14 protein-coding genes and 1 pseudogene are annotated in these 19,908 nt (G+C 67.4%); 7 read left to right on the top strand and 8 right to left on the bottom strand.

The genetic code is table 11. The features are described from left to right. Positions 1 to 168 precede the first annotated feature (168 nt). The 4 genes from HYQ63_RS15350 to HYQ63_RS15340 all read left to right on the top strand — a co-directional run bounded on the left by HYQ63_RS15350 (position 169) and on the right by HYQ63_RS15340 (position 3,456). Entirely contained in the window at positions 169 to 867 is a 699-nt protein-coding gene (locus HYQ63_RS15350) for a haloacid dehalogenase-like hydrolase (RefSeq protein ID WP_179934326.1), read from the top strand. Positions 868 to 1,013: 146 nt separating this feature from the next. Next, positions 1,014 to 2,108: a hypothetical protein gene (locus HYQ63_RS15345; protein ID WP_257231865.1), complete on the top strand. Its 1,095-nt coding sequence runs from the start codon at positions 1,014 to 1,016 to the stop codon at positions 2,106 to 2,108. Continuing rightward, positions 2,108 to 2,893 (top strand): hypothetical protein, encoded by a 786-nt coding sequence (locus HYQ63_RS44670; RefSeq protein ID WP_373689089.1) that lies wholly within the window; start codon positions 2,108 to 2,110, stop codon positions 2,891 to 2,893. The genes HYQ63_RS15345 and HYQ63_RS44670 overlap by 1 nt, the downstream gene beginning before the upstream one ends. Next, positions 2,785 to 3,456, top strand: a complete 672-nt coding sequence (locus HYQ63_RS15340; RefSeq protein WP_373689088.1) for an IS5 family transposase — start codon at positions 2,785 to 2,787, stop codon at positions 3,454 to 3,456. The genes HYQ63_RS44670 and HYQ63_RS15340 overlap by 109 nt, the downstream gene beginning before the upstream one ends. Here the strand turns inward: HYQ63_RS15340 and HYQ63_RS15335 are convergent. The 3 genes from HYQ63_RS15335 to HYQ63_RS15325 form a co-directional block, all read right to left on the bottom strand. Then, a complete protein-coding gene (locus HYQ63_RS15335) occupies positions 3,422 to 3,916 on the bottom strand; it encodes a hypothetical protein (protein ID WP_179932104.1) in 495 nt (164 codons plus the stop codon). The genes HYQ63_RS15340 and HYQ63_RS15335 overlap by 35 nt on opposite strands. A gap of 114 nt (positions 3,917 to 4,030) precedes the next feature. Then, positions 4,031 to 4,996, bottom strand: a complete 966-nt coding sequence (locus HYQ63_RS15330) for a bifunctional lysozyme/C40 family peptidase (RefSeq protein WP_179934324.1) — start codon at positions 4,994 to 4,996, stop codon at positions 4,031 to 4,033. 301 nt (positions 4,997 to 5,297) lie between these two features. Then, positions 5,298 to 7,838 (bottom strand): helicase HerA domain-containing protein, encoded by a 2,541-nt coding sequence (locus HYQ63_RS15325; protein ID WP_179934323.1) that lies wholly within the window; start codon positions 7,836 to 7,838, stop codon positions 5,298 to 5,300. A gap of 212 nt (positions 7,839 to 8,050) precedes the next feature. Between HYQ63_RS15325 and HYQ63_RS15320 the strand changes: the two are divergent. The 3 genes and pseudogenes from HYQ63_RS15320 to HYQ63_RS15310 all read left to right on the top strand — a co-directional run. Then, positions 8,051 to 8,397 (top strand): annotated as a pseudogene (locus HYQ63_RS15320) (transposase family protein); the annotation flags it as partial. Between the two features lie 169 nt (positions 8,398 to 8,566). After that, on the top strand, positions 8,567 to 10,546 hold the full coding sequence (locus tag HYQ63_RS15315) for an ATP-dependent endonuclease (RefSeq protein WP_179934322.1): 1,980 nt from the start codon (positions 8,567 to 8,569) through the stop codon (positions 10,544 to 10,546). Then, complete coding sequence (locus HYQ63_RS15310) at positions 10,543 to 12,309, top strand: ATP-dependent helicase (RefSeq protein ID WP_179934321.1); 1,767 nt, start codon at positions 10,543 to 10,545, stop codon at positions 12,307 to 12,309. The genes HYQ63_RS15315 and HYQ63_RS15310 overlap by 4 nt, the downstream gene beginning before the upstream one ends. A gap of 772 nt (positions 12,310 to 13,081) precedes the next feature. Here the strand turns inward: HYQ63_RS15310 and HYQ63_RS15305 are convergent. From HYQ63_RS15305 to HYQ63_RS15285, 5 genes are all read right to left on the bottom strand, one after another. Next, positions 13,082 to 14,983, bottom strand: a complete 1,902-nt coding sequence (locus HYQ63_RS15305) for a VirB4 family type IV secretion system protein (RefSeq protein ID WP_179934320.1) — start codon at positions 14,981 to 14,983, stop codon at positions 13,082 to 13,084. Beyond that, positions 14,980 to 16,134, bottom strand: coding sequence for a PrgI family protein (locus tag HYQ63_RS15300; RefSeq protein WP_179934319.1), 1,155 nt, complete (start codon positions 16,132 to 16,134; stop codon positions 14,980 to 14,982). The genes HYQ63_RS15305 and HYQ63_RS15300 overlap by 4 nt, the downstream gene beginning before the upstream one ends. 15 nt (positions 16,135 to 16,149) lie before the next feature. Beyond that, positions 16,150 to 17,925 carry a hypothetical protein gene (locus HYQ63_RS15295; RefSeq protein WP_179934318.1) on the bottom strand — a complete coding sequence of 592 codons (1,776 nt, stop codon included), beginning with the start codon at positions 17,923 to 17,925 and terminating at the stop codon, positions 16,150 to 16,152. A gap of 119 nt (positions 17,926 to 18,044) precedes the next feature. Further along, positions 18,045 to 18,476, bottom strand: a complete 432-nt coding sequence (locus tag HYQ63_RS15290; protein ID WP_306664825.1) for a pilin — start codon at positions 18,474 to 18,476, stop codon at positions 18,045 to 18,047. Continuing rightward, positions 18,467 to 19,171, bottom strand: a complete 705-nt coding sequence (locus HYQ63_RS15285) for a hypothetical protein (RefSeq protein ID WP_257231863.1) — start codon at positions 19,169 to 19,171, stop codon at positions 18,467 to 18,469. Before HYQ63_RS15285 ends, HYQ63_RS15290 begins: the two co-directional genes overlap by 10 nt. Between the last annotated feature and the right edge of the window lie 737 nt (positions 19,172 to 19,908).

Here is a 19,908-nt window from a genome sequence, read left to right as displayed (position 1 = left end):
CGCAGGCACTGGCCATTTCCTCAACGGTCAGGCGCCGTTGGACGAGCGCGGAACGCAGTCGCTCATTCACTCCGCAAAGCCAACCCGAGTGCGGCGGCGAATCGCAAGTGCGTTGGACGTGGCGCACGTGGTTGTGGCTGGAACTGTTCGTGTGCCTACGCTGACCCGGTGCCGCTGATCGTGCTGTGGGATATCGACCACACCCTCATTGAGAACTCCGGCGTCAGCAAGGAGATCTATGCCGCCGCCTTCGAGAGCGCTGCCAACCGTGCCGCGGTGTATCCGGCTCGTACCGAAGGCCGGACCGACCGGCTGATCCTAGGCGGGATGTTTCGGGATCACGGGCTGGAACTGCCAACATGGGAGCGGATCCTTACGGCGCTGGAGACCGCCGGCGCTGCACGGGAAGCGGAACTTGCCCGTCGCGGCCGCGATCTTCCTGGTGCCCGCGAGGCCCTGACGGCGGTGGCGGCGGAGCCCAAAATGATCTCCTCAGTCCTGACTGGCAACATCCAGGCGAATGCCCGGGTCAAGCTCAGGGCCTTCGGACTGGATGGGCTGCTCGACATGGGGTGCGGAGCCTATGGCGCAGACGCAGCTGATCGGGCTGACTTGGTCGACGTCGCTCGGAAGCGGGTCCATGCGGCTCATGGCATTCCGCTCGACACACCCACCGTCCTCATCGGGGACACCCCGCGTGACGTCGGCGCTGCTTTGAACTCCGGCGCGCACATCATCGCGGTGGCCTCCGGCGTACACAGCGCGGATGAACTGGGCCAAGCCGGAGCCGACACGGTTCTCGCCGACCTCACCGACGGCGCAGCACTGGTGCGTCACCTACGGGCGCTGGAACACGGCGCCGCCTGAAAACGTCCCGGGACGTCCGCCAAAAATCCCGGCGCGTAGTTCGCCGTCCTGCCGTGCAACGGCAATCTCTTGCGTGCCGTCGGCGGAGTTGCCCCCGCGCTCCGCCGACGAGCCATCCCACTCCGACCTTTGGATGGAGCACGCCCGTGACAGCACTACTCGGCGGACCAGCGAGCGCGACGTCCACATTCGCGGGCATAGAGCGACTCGCGCAGCGTTACCGGGTGCCTGTGGAAGACGCCCTGCTCATCGCGGTCAACCTCCACGGAATCAACGGGGAGGCCCCGCGTCACCGCGCGCGCTTGCAGGTTCGACTGGACAGCGCGCGCTCGGTGCCCTGGCAGCTCATCGTCCCGCTGAACGCCGAGGAGTCACCGTTCCGATTGGTGGAGGACGGGCAGTTGTTGCTGGGGGGTGTCCCGGTCGGCATCGTGGAGCGTGTCGATGCCGACGAGGCAGTCGGTGGCTACTTCCGCGACAACGGCACCGCTCTGACGCTCAACCCGAACGCACGCAGCCGTTGCGTCGGGTGTGCCTTCTGCCCCAACACGTTGGAGGCGGCAGCAGACCCGCGGCTGTCGGAGGAACAGGACCTACGGGAACTCCTCGCCGCGTTGGGGCAGCAACACCCGAGGCGGGACCTTACGGAGGTCCGTGAGGTCACCGTCTCAACGGGATGCTTCGAGCGGGAACCCGCGGCCATCGAACACCTGCGGGCCTTGCGCTCGGTGCTCGTCGAGTACGGCGTCGAAGCCCGTCTCGGCTTCCTCACCTCGGTGCTGCACACTCAGCAGGCATTCGAGGAGCTTGCCGACATAGGGCCCTTCGTGCTCCGGCTCACCGCGGAGTGCTTCACCCGCCGCGACCTGCTGCTGAAAGCCAGCAAGGCGGAGCTGACATCCACCTGGATGCCCGAGGTACTGAGGCGAGCGGTGGCCGCCGGCCACGGGAGTTCGTTCACGTACATCGTGGGACTGGATGACTTCGACGCCCTGCGCAGCGGTGTCGAGGCCCTCGCGCCCTACGTGACCGAGTTTCCCAACTTCCAGGTCTACCAGGCCCACAACCGCATCATGGCCGGCCTTCGCGCCTCAGGTGCCCAGGAACTGGAGTACTACCTGCAAGCCCGCACGGAGATCGAGAAGATCTTGAAACCGATGGGGCTACGCCCGGCGGCCTGGGAGTGCTATCGCCCGCTGTGGTACTTCACCTTCGCTGGCGAGACCCTGGTCGGCGCGTGATGGCGGGCAACGCTCCTCTGGCCGACGCCCTGTGGAGGGCCATCTGCTACGCCTCGGTGTGCCAACTCCATCTGCGGGACAACGTCACGCTCCGGCAGCCGCTGGCCGCAGAACACGTGAAGGAACAGCCGTCGGGCCACTGGGGAACCGTTCCCGGCGCCGCATGGGCGTTGTCCCACGTCGCCCTTGCTGCTGGGTATCTCGAACGGGACGTGGATCTGGTGCCGCTGCTCGGAGCTGGTCACGCCGGCGTCGTCCAGCTCTCTGCGGCCTGGGTGACGGGTGAGCTCGGCAAACTGCGCCCCAACTTCACGCCGGACGCTGATGGGCTGCGATGCCTGTCCCAGTCCTTCCCTGATGTCGAGGGCCTGGGCGCCGAAGTCACCCCGGCGCTTCCAGCGGGTTCCTTTCTCGGCGGACGTCTTGGCGGCTGTCTCCCGTTCGCCCAGGGGGCCGCGCTGGACGCCCCCGGCAGGGTTGTCGTTCCGGTGATCGGCGATGGAGAGTGCGAGACTCCCACGACTTCGGCCTCCTGGCTCGCGCACAGAACACCGGGCCGATCTGCCGTACTCCCTATTGTGCATGTGAACGGCTTCCGCATGGGTGGGCCATCCCTGCTCGGAGGGCTGGACGACAACGAACTCCGCTCGTACTTCGCCGGCAGATGGTCGACGCGGTGCGTTACCTGGTCGCGGGCGGCATCACCTGGCGGGCGATGCCCGCGGACTTCCCCGCGTGGGACCGCGTCTATGCCTTCTTCCGGCGCTGGCGCGACAAGGGCCTGACTGCCGAGTTCCACGACCGGCTGCGCGACCGGGTCCGCAAGGATGCGGGCCGGGACCCGGAGCCGACGGTCGGCATCATCGACGCGCAGTCCGTGAGGGGAGCCGCATCGGTGCCTGCCGCGACCAGGGGATTCGATGGCGGGAAGAAGGTCAACGGCCGTAAGCGGCACATCCTGGTGGACACTCTCGGACTGCTGCTGGCCGTGATGGTGACCGCGGCCTCGGTCACCGACCGGGACGCGGGCCAGACTCTGCTGGCCCGCCTGCACGAGCGGCACTGGCGTGTTACGCGGGTGTGGGCCGACGGCGGCTACACCGGGCGGCTCGTCGACTTCGCCCGCGAGGTCCTGCGCGTCGCGTTGACCGTGGTCAGACGCAGCGACGACTCCAGCGGTTTCACCGTGCTGCCCAAGAGGTGGCTGGTGGAGCGCACGTTCGCCTGGCTGATGCATTCACGCCGCCTGGCCCGCGACTACGAGACGCGCACCGACACCTCGGAAGCGGTGATCCGGTGGTCGATGAGCATGGTCATGAGCCGCCGGCTCGTGCGACGGGCACGCTGAACAGTCCCGGATCTTCCTCCGCCAGCCACCCCCGCGCGGTCAGGCGCTTCGCCTTCGACCGCACCCCTTCGACCTTCGCGGGGACGGGCTCCAGCCCGAGGGACACCGCGAGTTGACGGCAGTCCATCGCTCCCCTGCCGGTTCCGCCCCCATCTGCCAGGACATCCATGATCCGCTGGTAGTCCGGCGCGAGAACCGTCGGGGCGAGCCCTTCCCGCCAGTGCGGCACCACCGAACCGGGCACAGCCGCCGTGACCTGCACCGACTCTCCGCCGGCCACCGCGGCCGACGGCGCATCCGCGCCGCCGCGAGGCTCCGCCAGAACCTCGCCCACCGTCTCACGGGCGATCACGAACCGCTGCCACACAGCCTCGGCCTCCTGCAGTTCGGCCTGGAGAACCTCCACCCGCTCCCGAGCGGCGCGTTCCCGCTCCTCCAGCAACCCCATCACCGACGGCATCCCGGCACCTCCACCGAAGAGGACGACACGACACCTCGTCCCTGCCGCCGAAACACCCCACCTACACCTGACCAGCAGAAACGCACCCGTCACGCTCGGAAAGACAACGGCTTCTTAGGCAGAGCTGCTGGAGGCGGAGCTTGCAGGTCGGGTCGCACCGGCATAGTCGTCGCCTTCGTAGCGATAGGGTGCGATCTTGATTTTTTCGCCGAAGTTCGGTGCGTTGATCATCTTGCCGTCGCCGATGTAGAGACCGACGTGGTGAATGCCCCCATGAGGGTTGCCGTAGAAGACGAGGTCGCCAGACATCAGCGGCTGACCTTTGCCGACCTGGGGGCCGGTCCGGAACTGCTCTTCGGCTGTGCGCGACAGGGAAATGCCTGCGGCGGCGTAGGCAGCCTTGGTCAGTCCCGAGCAGTCGAATCCCGTATCCCCCTCTGCCGGGCCGTTGCCTCCCCATACGTATGGGAGTCCAAGCTGGCCTTGCGCGTAGTTGATCGCTTCGCGGGCGGAGGGATTTGCCTTCGCTGTGCCGCCGAGGCTTGAGGTGCTTTGGTAGTCCTGCGCCTGAGCGAGGACTTTCGAGACGTACCATTCGGCGGGGTTGTAGGTGAGGATCGCCTGGTGAAGGTTGCGTCCGTCTCGGGCGCCGGAGTCGCACAGGTAGGCGACTGCCGTGTAGATCGCGTCGCGTGGGTTGTACGGCGAGGGAGCTCGTGTTCCCCGCTGCGGTATCGGGTGCTTGGCGGTGGTCGCGTCGAAGGTCGGTCGAAGGAACTGCATCGGGCCCTCGGCTCCCTTGTTGTTGGAGCCACTGTGTACCCCCGGCAGGGTGGATCGGCCGTGGTCGGTCTCGACCTTGCCGATGGCGGCCGGCACCGACCAGTTCAGCCCGGGACAGGTTGTCGCCGCTTGTTGATAGAGCGCGAGATAGCTGGGCGGTATGTCGGCAAGGGCGGTGCGGTTGGGCTGGCTGCCGCCGCTACCGCCGAGGACCGACAGTGCGCTGCTTGCTCCCGCCGCGGCCAGAGTGATGACCAGGAGTATCGCTCCCAGGATTGCAGTGCCGATTTTGGCCATGGCTCACCTCTGGGCCGCGATGAATGATGAAGCCGGAGCTGTCGGCTCGGCATCTGAGGGGAGCCAAGGCGCCGGGGAGAGATCGGTGTGACGGTCGGGGGTGGTCACGCTGTCGAAGGTGGTTGTGGGGTGCTTGGAGCGGTGCCCTGTCGTGTGGCTGTGCAGGGCGCGCTGAGGAGCGGTTCTGTTGATCACGAAATGGTCACCGCCAGATCTGTAATGCGCAGAGGCCCTCGGGAGTGACTTGGGCCAGGCTGTGGGTGGCCGGTCGAATGGGCGTGGGCCCCAAGTGGGCTGGATGTCAGGTCGTGCGGCGAGGGTCGACCTGGGGAGAAGCATCTAGACCCTTATGGAGTGCCATGGCGCGTGACTTCGGCCGGGCGTTGCGGGAAGCGGCGGTTCGGATCTGCTTGGCCCGTCCCCGTACGGGGGGCGGGAGCTTTTCCGTGACTGCCGTGAAGGCGGGGGCTTCGGCTCCGTGGAGCACGGGGCGGACCGCGGCGTGGAAGACATCGAGGTTGGACAGGTCGTGTGCGGTCAGCCGCGGCTCTGTGTGGCGGGCCAGATGCCGGGCGTCCTCTGGACTGGCGTTGAAGATGATCTTTGTGCGGGCATTGGTGCTGATGCCCTCCTCCAGCTCTTTGGGGAGCTGGCGCAGGTACTGGTGGGCGAGCGTCATCGACAGCCGGTAGGCGCGGGCCTCGGCCAGCATGTCGCCCAGCGAGTAGGGCAGGTGGAGGAAGTTGTGCGCCTCATCGACGTAGAGAGAGGCGTCGTGTCGCTGGGTCTGGGGGATCCGGGCGCGAGCCGTGGCAGCCTGCCAAGTGCGGGCGACCATGATGGAACCGACCAGGTGCGCGGTCTCCGCGCCGAGGGCGTCCTGGGCGATGCGGACGAGGCAGATCCCGCCGTTGAGCGTGTCGTTCATGTCGACAGTGGAGGAACCGCCGGCGAGGGCCTGGCGGACGAACGGGCGCAGAAGAAAGCCGCGCAGTTTGTTCATCAGTGGGGCGGTGACCTGGGCGCGGGAGGGGGCGGACAGGTCCTGGTACCAGGTCCAGAAGCCTTTGAGGATCTCGTCGTCGAGCTGGCTGGTGGCCCGCCGCCGGAATGCGGTGTTCGACAGCAGTTTGGGCAGGTCGGTCAGGGTCGGGGTCCCGGGCTGGGCACGCAGGGTCAGGAGTGAGGCGCGCAGGATGTCGTCGGTGCGCGGTCCCCAAGAGGCGGCGTAGACGCGGGAGAAGATGGATACCAGGTTGTCGACGGTGCTTGGTCCGTCTGCTCCTTCCAGGGGGTTGAGTACAGGCGGGCGGGTCTTGCTGTCGGCGTCGAAGAGCACCACTTTCTCCCCGAGCTCGACTGGTAGCCGCTGGAGCAGGTCGCTGACCAGATCGCCCTTCGGGTCGATGACGACCACGCCGCGACTGGCTTCGGCGTCGGCGAGGACCATCCGTGCCATCAGCTCGCTCTTGCCCGAGCCGGTGGCGCCCAGGATGTGCAGGTGGTGCCGGGCATCGGGGACACGCAACCCGACTGGGCGCCGATGGCCGCTGTCGGTCAGCCCGATCGGCCGCACCGCCGCTCCCGCCGTCGCGACGCCGGGCGGGGGCGGCACGGCCTGTGCCCCGGCCCGCTGCAGGCCGGCGACCGTCTCGTCCCAGGGGAGGTGCGCCAGCGCGGCGAGCTCCGGGATCGACAGTAAGTCGCCCTTATTCAAACGTCGTTCGGCCAGGTGGGGTAGCGCGCGGCGGGCGTGCAGCCGGGTGCGGCGGTAGTAGTTGTGCTCGGTGAAGGCGGCGAATGCGGAGGCGATGGCGTGGCTCCGGCCGCGGGCTCGGTCTCGTACCTTCGCCTGGTCGTCGGCCGATGCATGGTCCAGAGCCGTGCTGGTGACCGCGTAGCGGATGCGGGTTTCGTAAGGGGCGCCGCGTTGCTTGGCCACGATCACGCGGTCCTCGGCGGCCATCTCCAGAGCAGTCTGCGGGTCGAGGGTCGTGGCGCCCTGCCGGGCACGTGGGCGGGGTCGAAGGCCGGGGGTGAGCAGGTCCAGCAGGCTGCTGATCGGCCGGGCCGACTGTCCAGCGCGCGCGTGCCGGGCTGCCCGGCGGGCCTTCTTCACCCGGTGGCCGGTCACCGGCCGGGCGAGCACCTGCACCACCGCCCGCTCCTGCGGCCCTAAGCCGGTCGGTGCACCGAGCAGAGCGCGCACCGGGTCGACGGGGAAATCGGTACGGATCGGCAGGGCCTCGCTGCGGGCCAGTCGCAGTTCGCCGGCGGCGGTGAGGAGTCGTTGCCCCGGCGGCGGTGCGATGGGCAGGGGTGCGGCGGCAGGGGTGGTTCGGGTGTGGGCGCCGGGCCAGGCGGACTCGATGGCCCGCTCGAGCATGCCCGGCGGGACCTGGCCGGGCACCCATACCTGCAGGCGCACGGTTTCCCGGTCGAAGAGGTACTCGAAAGCCAGGTGTGGCTGGCCGGTCAGCCACCGGCGCCAGGCCGGACGCAACAGACCCACCAGGTTCGCCCACAGCGCGGCTGCCCCTGCGGCGTCCACCATCGGCGGGGGCAGGATCTGAACGACACGCGCGTCAGCGGCGAGACGCCGACGGCAGCGACGGAGCCACCACCAGCGCCCCCAGACCAGCGTCACAGCAGTGGCCACCGCGGCAGGACCGGCAATCCATGCCCAGGCGAGCACCCACCTGTGGATGTGGGCCAGTACGGCGTGCATCGCGCCGGAAGGGTCGCGCAGGTAGTCCCCGATCGGGGAATCCGGCACCTCTGAGTCGGAAGAGGCGGCGAGGAACAACGGGGAGGGAAGGACGAGATCAGCGGGGCGATGCATGGCATGCGACCTTTCACGAGGAGGGAGTCAGGGGAGAGTTGCTGTCAGGCGGCGCGGTCTCGGTGCTGGGATGCACGCAGTTCCTCTGCGTTGTCCGGCTCTCCGGCCGGTTGCCAGTGATCAGCCGCAGACTGGGGCGTGCCCTCGATTGGTGATGGGCCTGGCGTTCGGCGTCGACCTCGGCCTGCCACGAGCGGAACGCTGCTGTTCGACCCGCACTGACCGGACTGTCCCCACGCCAGTTGGACGAGCTGACCCAGACCCTGGCCACGGACGGCGATACCAGATGCGGCCGCCCGCGCCGGCTCGCTTTCCCCGACCAGGTTCTGGCCGCCGTGCTGTATCTGCGCATCAACCTGGCCGCGAACCCCTTGCCGTGCTCTTCGGCAGCAGCCGGGCCGCCATGCACCGCACCCTGCTAAAGATCAGGAGACTGCTCGAGGCGCACGGCAACAGCATCCCACTGGACATCGCCCCACCTGCCGCCCTCGCAACCCTCCAAGCCCGAGTCATCGCCCTGCACAACAGCCCCAACAGCAAGGCCATAAGGCTAGGTTGATGACCTGCAAGACCGTAGCAACGCAACGTGACTAAAGCCACTTGGTGTTACTTGCTGGTTCATCTGAACGCAGTGCGGGTCATGTGACAGAGTGCACAGGAGCTGCTCTAGGTGACCCATGGTGCGGGTGACCGATTGTGTGGCTTCATGGATTAGCGGGGGCGCGTTAGTGAGCCAGGATGAGCCGAAAGCCGGAATGTACCTGCGGCAACTCGGTATCAAGAATTTCCGGTCGTGCTATGAGATCGAGGTCGACTTCCAACCCGGCATCACGTTGCTCGTGGGTGAGAACAACTCCGGTAAGTCCAACGTCATCGAAGCGCTCCGGCTGGCCACTACACCATTGAACCGCCGGGCCACGCGCTGGTTCGATGAGGTCGACCTCTCCCACGGCCGCGAAGGCCACGAGGCTCAGTTCCGCGCAACGTACGACGAGCTGTCGACGGCTCAGCGTGCTCACTACATCACCGCACTCGACGTGGAATCGAACCAGGCCGCGTACACGACGATGTACAAGCGGGACATGGTCCGGCAGCAGATGCGTCCGACCGTGACCGCGGGTCCGGTGGATGGGCCAGACGCCGAGCCCGAAAAGCGCGAGCAGATCGCGCACGTCTACCTGGCGCCGCTTAGAGACGCGCAGCGCGAGCTGGACTCTTCGGACGGCAACCGGCTCCTACGGATCATCCGCTACCTCACCGAAGAAGACGAGCAGGAAGAGTTCCGAGCGCAGGCAAACGACTCGTTCACGGAGCTCAAGAAACATCCCGTCCTGACCGCCACGACCAAGGAGATCCAGGGCCACTTGGGGGAGCTGACCGACTCTGTCCGCGGGCAGACAGTTGAGGTCACATTCGCCGAGTATGAGCTGCATCGCCTGGCACGCAGCCTGCGGGTGAAGATGGCTGAGGCCGGCATCCGGCCAGCCGACCTCACCGAGTCGGGGCTGGGCTACGCCAACCTGCTGTTCATCGCGACGGTCATCCTGGAACTACGCAACGCCCAGCACATGGAGCTGACGCTCTTCCTCGTTGAGGAGCCCGAGGCTCACCTCCACCCGCAGCTCCAGGCCGTCCTGCTGGACTACCTTCGGGAACAGGCCGAAGCTTCCCTCAAGGACGACGCCCAAGGGCCGGCCGGACGCATCCAGGTCATCGCCAGCACCCACTCACCGAACCTGGCCAGTAGCGTCGGCATCGAGAACGTCGTGGCACTGCGCACGCGGGTGGACAAGGAGACCGTCCAGGACGAGGAGGGCGAGGAGAAGGAGATCCTGCGCCGGAAGACCCAGGCGCTCCCGCTGGCCAAGCTCGCCCTGACTGACAACGAGCGACGGAAAATCAACCAGTATCTCGATGCCACTCGGGCCGGCCTGCTCTTCGCCCGCCGGGTCATCCTCGTCGAAGGCATCGCTGAGGCGGTCTTGCTGCCAGTGATTGCCCGCCACTGCGTCTTCGGTGGTGAGGACAACACCAAACAGCGCCGGGACTTCCACAGCGTCACGATCATCAACGTCGGCAGTGTCGACTTCGCCCCGTACATCACGCTGCTGCTGTCGGAAGTCAACGGGTGCCGGCTGCTGGACAAGCTGACCGTCATCACCGACGGCGACCCGGACATCCCCAAGGAGAAGAAGACCGAGGAAGGGAAGTCCGAGGACGGCCAAGGCGAGTCCCAGGAGCCGACGGCCGCTACCCCAACGGGGAATGAGCCTGAAGCGGACGCTGAAGCTGGCGAGGACGAGCCGGAAGACGACGATGACGACACCGCGGTGAACAACCGTAAGGACCGGCTGACTTCCCACGCTGAGTCGATTGGGGCCGCCGAGCACCTCATCGTCGCTGAAGCTCCGCACACACTTGAGGCCGATCTCCTCGGGCCGGAGGTCAATGAGCCACTGCTCAGGGCAGCCTTCCTGAAGCAGAAGCCGAACTCCAAGAAGAAGTGGAAGGAGATCCTCGACAACGATCGGGGCGGTCCCTGGGGCTTTTACCTCAAGCTCCGCAAGCACAAGAAGTTCATCGGTAAGGGCGAGTTCGCGCACGACGTGGCCCTGGCAATCGCCAACGGAGGGAACTTCGAGGCCCCTCAGTACCTGGACGACGCCATCCGAGGCGTACTGGGGGACGTTTCAGGTGAGGCACGTTGAACGAGTTGAAGCTCACCGACGGCCAGCAGGCGCTCGTCGATGCCGAAGCCAGCCTTTTCACAGCAGCCTGTCCTGGGGCTGGCAAGACCCGTGCCATGGTCGCCCGCTTCCTCAAACGGACCGCCGAGGAACCCCGACGCGGAATCGCCCTGATCTCCTTCACCAACGCCGCGGTGGACGAGGTCCGACGTCGCTGCGGCAGTCAGGCGGAGGCCTTGCGGGCGCCCCACTTCGTGGGCACGTTCGACACCTTTATCCACCGATTCATCGTCACCCCGCTGTACGTGAAGGCCTACAACCGGAAACCGAACTACGTGCAGTCCTGGCAAGACGTGGCCAGTACGAGTTTTCGCCTGCGGGATATGGGGCGGACGAAGAATCTGGAGCTGAAGTGGTTCGACTTTGATCCAGATGGTCGGGCTCACCTCAACTTGAACCGAGTGCCGCAGGACTTCGGGGATGCTGGGGCGCACCGAATGTTGGCGCAGCGCAAGCAGGAAGCGGAAGCCAACGCTTCGCACATCTTTGGTCGGCTCCTCAGAGCCGGAACGATCACCTGTGAGGCGGCCCGCGTTTTGGCCGCATTTTGGCTCCACAGCGCCGAAGAGCGGGCCTTGCTTAAAGGGCTGCTTCCGGCTCGCTTCGCCGAGGTCATCGTGGACGAGGCTCAAGATTGCGGCCGGGAAGAGCTTCGTATCCTGGAGTTCCTTCGTGACTGCGGCGTCCGTGTGGTCATGGTCGGCGACGTCGACCAGTCGATCTACGAGTTCCGGAACGCGACACCTGCCGCCGTCCAGGAGTTCGCTGCCAGCTTGCCCGTCCAGCTCAAGCTCGAAGACAACTGGCGCAGCTCACCGGCCATCGTCGCCTTCAACAGCGGGCTGAGGTCTGGCCAACTCGTCGAGACAGCTCGCGGAGAGCACTCCATAGTGCAGACCCCGGTCCACCTGATCGAGTTCTCAGCGCTCGACCAGATCGTGCCGACAGCGCTGGACATCGCCGAGCAGTACAAGCTGGTCGCGGATGACCTCGTTGTCCTGTCGCATGCCGAGGCCCACGGGATGAAGGCGGCTGGAGCGGTCAGCCTGGATGGTGGCGGGAACAACCGGGTGCTGGCCATCGCAATCGCCGGTTCCAAACTCCGGTCACGGGAGACCGACCCCAAGACTCGCAAGAAAGTCGTCGACCAAGTCCAGCGGTCCATCCTGGCGGCGCTGACCGTGGGACGGCAAATGCAGTACCACAGCTTTGCCTCGGTTTGCGAAGAGGTCGGTGTCGATCCGCGGTGGCTGGAGGACTTCGCGGTACGACTGGCCCTGGGCCTCGACGCTGAAGGAAAGACCCGGGGTGACTTTGCTGCCTCGGTGCGCGACACCTTGAAGACGGCCGACTGGGGCAACATGTCGGCCCCGACCTCCAGCGACCTGGGCAACCTGTTCAAAGCGCCGTCCGAGGGGGCCTGGGCCGGCGTCGCCAGTTTCGGCAACAGCCCCTCGATCCGCTACTCCACGGTCCACGGCGTCAAGGGCATGGAGTTCCCTGGAGTCGTGCTCGTGTTGCCGGACAGGCTGCGGGTGAACCGCGTAACCGAGCGGACGGTCCTGGACGACTGGGAAGGCGACCACAACACCGAGGCTCGACGTGTCCTCTATGTCGCTGGCTCACGTGCCCAGCGGCTCCTCGTGTGCGCAGTTCACCAGAAGCACACCGCCCGAGTTGCCTCGATGCTCGATGCCAAGGGCGTTCCGAACATTACGGTGTAAATCGGGAATTTCTTGACTTGCTCGGGAGCTCGGCCACCGATCCGTGGGCATCCTCGGGTAGTGCCTGCCAAGCCCGTCCGCAGGGCCCGCCGGGCTTGACGCGGGTCTGCGAGTTCATCCACCGCGCCCGCGCCATACCCGGAATCGCCGCCTGAGCTGCCGCTCAAGGCTTCGGCGGCTTCCTGGCCAGCGAAGGATGAAGGCCCAGCAGCAGACGCGGCACTTCTTCCCACTTTCGGCGTTGGCTGGCCCACATACCCGGCGGCGGCTTCGGCCGTGCCCCTGAACACCGAGGTGAAGAAGTTCCGGCAGTCGATCGCATCAGTCAGCCGGAGTGTCGGGGCGGCCTTCAGTTTGGCAGATGCCTTCGGATCCCGGACGGCAGTCAGGGGCGGGAGGGCGTGCACGGTCGTATGGACATGGGTAACGTCGTGGCAGATTCGTAGCCACATCCCGATCACGTCAACCACGCGTGATGGGGATGCACCTGCACCGGGCTGCTGCCCTGGCCGCCTCACTGTCGCCATGCTTAACTCGGTCGGGGATCGAAACCTGCCCTCTTCAGCAGTGCGATCGTCTGAGCGGCGTCTGGTGTGGAGACCTCTCCACGCGCGGTCGACCGGCACTTCCACTGCGTCATCGCCGAGGCCAGGGAGGCCGGTCGAAACCGAGTCACCCACCTCGGTGAACGTCGCGCCCCACAGGGCCGTGGCCAGGTCTTGGGCGAACGCCTGTCAGGCGGCGACAGTCATGACTATGGAACCCCGATTGATCAAGGTCTCGGCATCAGGCCGTCCGCGGACTGGCAGTCGTCGACGGCGTCGTCGGACTCGAGGGTCAGGTACGTGTCCTCGGTCTCAGCGAGAGTGTCAGTTTCGGCGTATGTGGCGAGTTCGGCCGGGTCGGTCGTCACCAGGCGGTGCTCGGTGGGTGAGGCGATCGCCTCGAAGGCGACTCGTTGTGTTCCCGTGGAGAGCAGGCCCTGGCCCCGGTCGGCTGACAGCAGGAACTGCCGCTCACCTTCGGACAGGTCGAAAGTGGCCGCGATCTCGTTGATGGCCTGTGGCGCCTGGCGCAGCAGGATCTGGGTGGCGGCGTTGGCCACGACGGCCTTGCCGAGATCGGAGCCGAGGACATCGGCGCTGTCCTGGGTGGCGACCGTGAGCCCTGCCCAGCGTTTGCGGAAGGACTTGGCCATGCGGAACAGGAATTCCGCTCCGGCGGGCTCCTGCATCAGCAACCAGGCTTCATCGACGACCGCCAGCCGGGGGCGGCGCAGGGCCGGGTTGGACACCCGCTGCCAGACCGAGTCCAGGGTCAGTAGCGTGCCGATCGGTTTGAGCTCGTCGGCCAGGTCGCGCAGGGAGAAGGCGACGAGGTGGCCTTCGGGCCTGCTGGTGGTCGGGCCGTCGAACAGACCGGAGAAGGCGCCGCGCACGTACGGGTCCAGCCGGGCGGCCAGATCCTGCGTGGTGCGGTTCTTCGAGTGCTCCAGGACGGCTGCCAGATCGGCGAGCAGAGGGGCGGGGCGGGTCCAGGTCCGCGGGTCGGTGGTGATCCCCGCCCGCTGGTAGGTCGCGGTGATCGCCCGGTCCAGCACAGCCCGCTCCGCCGGCGTGAGCGTGTTGCTCAGTAGGACGCCGATGACGGTGTGCAGGAACAGGGCCCGGCGGAGGAGGGCGTCCTTGGGAGCGGTGCGCCGCCCGTCCGGGCGGGTGTGCAGGGGAAGGTCGAAGGGGTTGAGCCGCACGTTGTCGGCGCCGAGGTGGAGGTAGGTGCCGCCGACGGCCTGGGTGAGGCGGGCGTACTCGTCTTCCGGGTCGATGACGTGGATCTCGATGCCGCGGTAGAGCGAGCGCAGCAGTTCCAGTTTGACGAGGTAGGACTTGCCGGCGCCGGAGCGGCCGAGGATGACGGAGTTGTGGTTGTCCAGGGCGAAGCGGTCCCAGTGCACCAATCCCTGGGAGCCGATGTTGTACCCGTACAGCACCCCGGTGGGGGCGGCGACGGAGGTGGGGTCGGCTGGGGGGAGATCGGGGCTGGTGAAGGGGAAGGCCGCCGACAGCGCTGCGGTGTCGAAGGTACGTCGCATGCGTATCAGGTCCATGCCCATGGGCAGGCAGGTTGCCCAGCCTTGCAGGCTGCGGTAGCTGGTCGGTTTGGCGTCGAGCAGCAGGCTCGCTGCGAGAGAGCGGACTGCGGCGACCTCGTCGGCCAATTCCTCGGGGCCTGTTGCGTGCACGGTCAGATAGAGCCCAAGGCGGTAGAGCTTGCCTTCGCCACGGGCGACCCGGGAGGACAGCTCGTAGGCGTCCTCGGTGGCGGCTTCCACGTGCGGGTCGAGCAGTCGGCCTTTTTCCTCGCTGTAGCGGCGGCCGGACTCGAGCTTGGCGAGCTGCCGCTTGAGGCGGCTCGCGGCGGTGACCGGGTCGATCGGCTCGATGTGCACGCTGACGTCCACCCGGCCCGGGTAGGTCAGCAGGGGCTGCAGCCATCCGGGGTAGACCTCGCGGGGGAATCCGGTGACGGCGAAGGAAGCCACCTGATCCCCACCGACCTCCAGGTGCCGGGGACCGACGGCCAGCGCATCGGGGGTGAACGCCCCGGCATCCCTCGGCGCAGTGGACGCCTCCCGGCGCGAGGCACGCGAAGAGCCGGCACGCTTGCGGATCATCGTGGTTCCCTTCCTCCTGGCCTCTCGTCTTCTGTGTGGTGGTGGGTCTCCCGGCCGGACGTACCCGAGCGTTCGAAGACGCGCGGGGCCCCGTCGTCGGGTGCGGGGGCGGTGGTGATCACGTCGTCCGCTCCGGCGAGGTGCGAGGAGACCGGTACGAGGCTGTCTGGATTGCAGGCGGCGGCCAGCACCGCGGTGGCCTGCCCGGCATCCAGCGGGGTGACGACGATCCCGGACGGGCTCAGCAGGTCGACGGCCTCATCGAGCCGCTGCACCAGGCGGGCTTCCGCTGCTCGACGCGCCGCCTCCACCGAGGACTGCGCGGCATCTCGGAGCCGCCTGCGGTGAGTGAACGCCGCCAGTGGTGAGGGGCCGCCGAGCCCGTCGACCGCACGCTGTGCTCCCAGTGGTTCGCGCAGAACGAGCAGTACTTGGCGGCGCAGCAGATCACTCTGGGCGTCCAGCTGGGCCAGATAGTCGGCGTGTTCACGGGCGGCTTCCTCTAGCGCCGGGTGTGGCAGCGAGGGGGCCTGCTCGCGGAGCTCGCTGATCTGCCCTGTCAGGTCCAGGCGTTCGGTGCGCACCAGTACCTGGACCGGGGCGGTGAGGGAGTGCAGGTAGCGGCCGAATGCGGCCACCAGGGACTCTTGCTCGGTCGGGGTGCGCAAGGAGAAGTTGACGGTGGAGCACACTGCCAGTGCCGCGACGCCGTCCGTGCCGAGGTCGACCACGCCGGTCTCGGTGACGCCTTTGGCGGGAAGCGCCAGCGCGGCCGGAGCCGTGTCTCCCTTGGCGTTGAGGTCCTGTGGGTTGAGAGTGGCGCGGTCGGCCAGCCAGGCGGGGGCCGGGTGGATGCCTTCGGGGGCGGAGACCTGGTAGTGGGGGCTCATGCGCTGGCGGACGGCGGCCAGTGCCAGCCGGTCCAGTGAGATGCCGTCCCGCCGTCCCAGGACCAGCAGGACGGTGGCCACTGCGACGGGGACGGCCGGGACCGCGAATACGGCCAGTGGCAGCACGTCGCGGACGGCCGTCCAGGTGCCGTAGAGCACGATGCCGGTCACCGCCAGGATGAGCAGTTGGCGGGCGGTCAGGTTCGCCAGGACGGTGTCCTCACGGTCGACGTCGGCGGGGATGCGGACCGGCTGGGGCATCGCCGGTCACCTCCTTCAGTTCCTGCGCGGTCCTCGGTCGGGTGGCGAAGTGCGGTTGGGGGTGGGGGAGCTGAAGCGTGGCGGAGGGGGCGCACTGGTGCGTTTCCGCGGGGGAGGGGTGGCGGGGTCGGGCACTGGCGGGCGGAAGGTCACCGGTGCGGGTTGAGCACGGGTCCGTCGGGGCGGTGTGGGAGACGAATGGGCGGGTGGCTGGAACCGCGGTCGGCCCGGGGGTGTGGTGGGGTGGCCGGTTCGGGCGGGTGGGGGTGTGCCGGAGCCGGGTGCGCGGAAGGACGGGACGCCGGGTGGTGTCGTAGGCCGGGGCACGGACGTGGAGCGCGTGCCGGCTGCCTCGTCGGATGGGCTGGCGGGGGAGCGGAAGGTGGGCATGCCCGGTGGGCCGATCTGCGGAGCGAACTGCGGGGTTGCTCCGGGTACGGGTTCGCGGAACAGCGCCGGTCCGGGTGGGCGGCGGCGGATCACGGGCGAGCGGGCAGCCCGCGTGCTGGGGCGAGTGTGGGGCGTGCTGTTCCTGCTGATGCGGGACCGTGATGCCGCACCAGTGGTGCTGGTTGAGTTCATGCCGCGCAGTGCTCCGAAGGTTCGGGCGGCGATGTAGGTGCGCACCAGGCTCCCGGTGAAGGAACGCCGGTGGCTGCCGCGGAGAGATCCGAGAATCCAGAACGGGATCTTGAACAGGATGTACATCAGGGCCAGGGAGATGATGAGGTCGACCAGGCCTGACTTGTTGGGGCCGAGCAGGGTGAAGCCGTCGGGATCCAGGAACACTCGCAAGGCGGTGACCAGGGTCAGGGACTGGGCGAGTTGGATGAGGAGTAGGCCGGAGAAGCAGCGCCACCACCAGCGGGCGATGCCGTCGGTCTGCGGCAGGGCGTGGCACATCAAGGCCAGGGGTGCTCCGGCGACCATGATCATGGTCAGGGCGATGCGTACGGCGTAGGTGACGAGGAGGGCCACCAGCATCCCGGCGATGAACACCTGCATGAAGATGATGAAGATGCCGCCGTTGATAGAGCTGAGGATCAGGTTGCGCAGCGTTTTCGCGGCGCTGTTCTCGTCCACTCCCTCATCGAGCACGGCTCGGGACATGGCGTTGGCGATGGCGATGGCCTTATTGGCGACGAACAGCGACAGGGCCGCGGCCAGGAAGCCCAGGACGATGCGCGGGGCGATCTCCTTGATGGAGTAGTGGGTCTGGACGGACTGGTATGCCATCACCACAATCCCGGCGATCATGATGAGAATGCCGTAGCAGGCGAGCATGATGTGCCAGGAATCCGACCACAGCTCACCGATACGCGGCAGTTGGTCCAGGGTCGGGGTGGACAGCAGGGTTTTGCCGAGAAGGTCCAGCAACGGGTTGAGCGCCTTGGTGACCAGTCCCTTGAAGAAGATGGTGATGGCCGCGTTGATGCCGTCGACGATCCAGCCGGCGACACCGCCCGGATCGCCCCCATCGCCGTCGTCGCCGTCCGGTTCTTCGGTCGGCAGCGAACCGGAGCTGGCGCCGCTGCTGCTGGGCTGCGGAATGCAGTCCGACGGCGACGACCCGCCCGACGCAGAAGCGCACGGGCCCTTCTCCGTCGTCGAAGGCGCTGCGGTGGGAAGGTGAGGAACTCCTGGGGATGATCCCCAGGACGACGAACTCGGCGTCGGCCTGCTGGGCGTGGCTGAGGCGGTGTCGGAGGGGCCAGCGGAGGGTGCGTCGGGCACGGCCTGCGCACCCGAGGTCAGCAGCCAGCCGAACAGCACCGCGATGACCACCACCACGAAGCACGAAACCAGGGCCCGTATCCGGATCAGAGGCCGGTGGGGGCGCGCTCCGGAGGCTGTATGGAGCCCTCCGTGTCGGCGGGCCACGGATGCAGGAGGTAGTGGGGCGGTGGGCATCAGGCACCCACGATTCCTTTGAAGATCTCCACCACCAGCGGCGCCAAGGTGGCGAGCCCGTACCCATAGCCAGCGCTCTTGAACGAGGACTTGGCCTTCTCGACCTCGCCCGGATCGCCAGCGGCCACGATGTAGCGCACGCCGCCGACGGTGAGGAACAGGGTAGCTAGACCAGCCAAGATGCCCATGACCCAGTTACGAAGGTTGTCCAGGACCGTGTTGATCGACTTGGCCAGGGCCTGGACCTGTACCGGCTCGGCCTGCGCCGCTGAGGTCAGCAGGATCGACACCGCGATGACGAGGCTGACGATCAGCAGGAACCGCCCTGCCCACGTGGTCAGGCGTCGTGTGGAGTGTTGCCGATCACCGTGGTCGGCACGGGCTGCGCGGTCGCGTAGGCAGCGGCGCGACAGCGGTGATGTCAGGCGCATCGGGGCACCTCCGAACACTGTGCGGGGGATGCGGCGGGCGAACTCCCCCCGCAACTGAGAAGACCGGTCTCAGGCCGCGGATTGGACAGCGGATCCCGAGCTTTCTGAGCGGTGCCCGGCGCGGCATCCCCCGGCGAGTCGCTGACGGAGCGTGACGAACTTGCGCGGAGCTGTCGGGTAGGCCCGTTGGGGCCGGACAGCGCTGTGGCGGCAACCGGGTCGTTCGGGTCGGTGTCCTGGGCTTGATCGCGTAGGAAGTTGACCAGCCGACGCTCGGCGCGTTGGCGGGCCTTGTAGGCCGCGTCGGTCGTGGTCCGATTCGCGACCGCCCAGCTGGTGATGGAGGACTCGTCCAGTCGGGTCGCTCCGATCAGGTCGGCCTCGGTCCGGGTCAGGACCGACTGACTGACCGCCTGGGCGAGTACGAGATCCGGGTGCCCCCACGGGGGCCTGGGCGGAGAGGAATGGAAGCCGGAAGACACCGGCGTGGGGGCGTCCAGGGCTTCGGTCAGGGCGGCGTGCCCCGCGCGATAGGCCGCCCACCGCAGCCGCACGAGCACCCGCGGCCGGTCCAGATCGATGTCCGCCAAGGCGGACAGAAAGCCGGAGAGGACCTCCGCGTGAACGTCGAACGCGTCGCCGGGATACCGGGCCGCCAGCCACCGCGAGGTGCTTGCCAGCGCGGGCAGCGCCATCCCGGTGCACGCCAGAGTCCAGGTGGCGCCTTCGTCCCGGGAGCGCTGCACCAGGTGAGCCCACACGGCGTCGCGGGTGCGGCGGGGGCAGCGGCACCGCAGCATACGGCCCCGCAACTCGTTCAACGGCACGAGACGGTTGGGCAGACCGGGGAATTCCCGGCCGTCCACCGACAGGGGATCCGGCCCGGTCACCAGCCAGCTAAAGCACTGCCGAGCGGTGTCCAGCGGCGACTGCTGGGCTTGACGGCGATTCGAGCGATGGGCCTGACACATGCCAACCATGAGCGCCTTCCTTCACGCAAGGGACGGAAACGACGCATCAATGAATTCAGGCCGCCGACAAGAAACAGCCAAGAGAGCAACAAGGTGCTCACTCCTGTGCACCGTCGAAATTGCTAAAGAGGCCTGGACGGGATCCGAAGATGATCACCAGAGGTGGTGGGATGCGGGTTTCGTATGCCCGCCTTTAGTCGCCTTTCAGGCCGCTTTGACCTGCTGTTTTATGCGCTCAGCAGGTGTCCCCTAGTAGTGCCGCAAGCACGTGATGCCCAGCGCTCCGGGGCGCGCTCTCGGAGCGCAGGGGCTCGGGGTGGAAAATCCACCGAAGAAAATATGGAGCGCCGCCGAGGTGCCGCCCGTGGCCTCGTGAGGCACTGGATTTTCTGACCGTTGACATGCTGATGAAGAAACCCAAGAGAGCGTTCGGCCGAGGGTGCAACCTTGCGCGGGGGGGG

This window comes from Streptomyces sp. Rer75, assembly GCF_013414305.1.
Taxonomy (GTDB): domain Bacteria; phylum Actinomycetota; class Actinomycetes; order Streptomycetales; family Streptomycetaceae; genus Streptomyces; species Streptomyces himastatinicus.
Note: the sequence above shows the minus strand (reverse complement) of the source record. Positions and strands in the feature narration are given on the sequence as shown.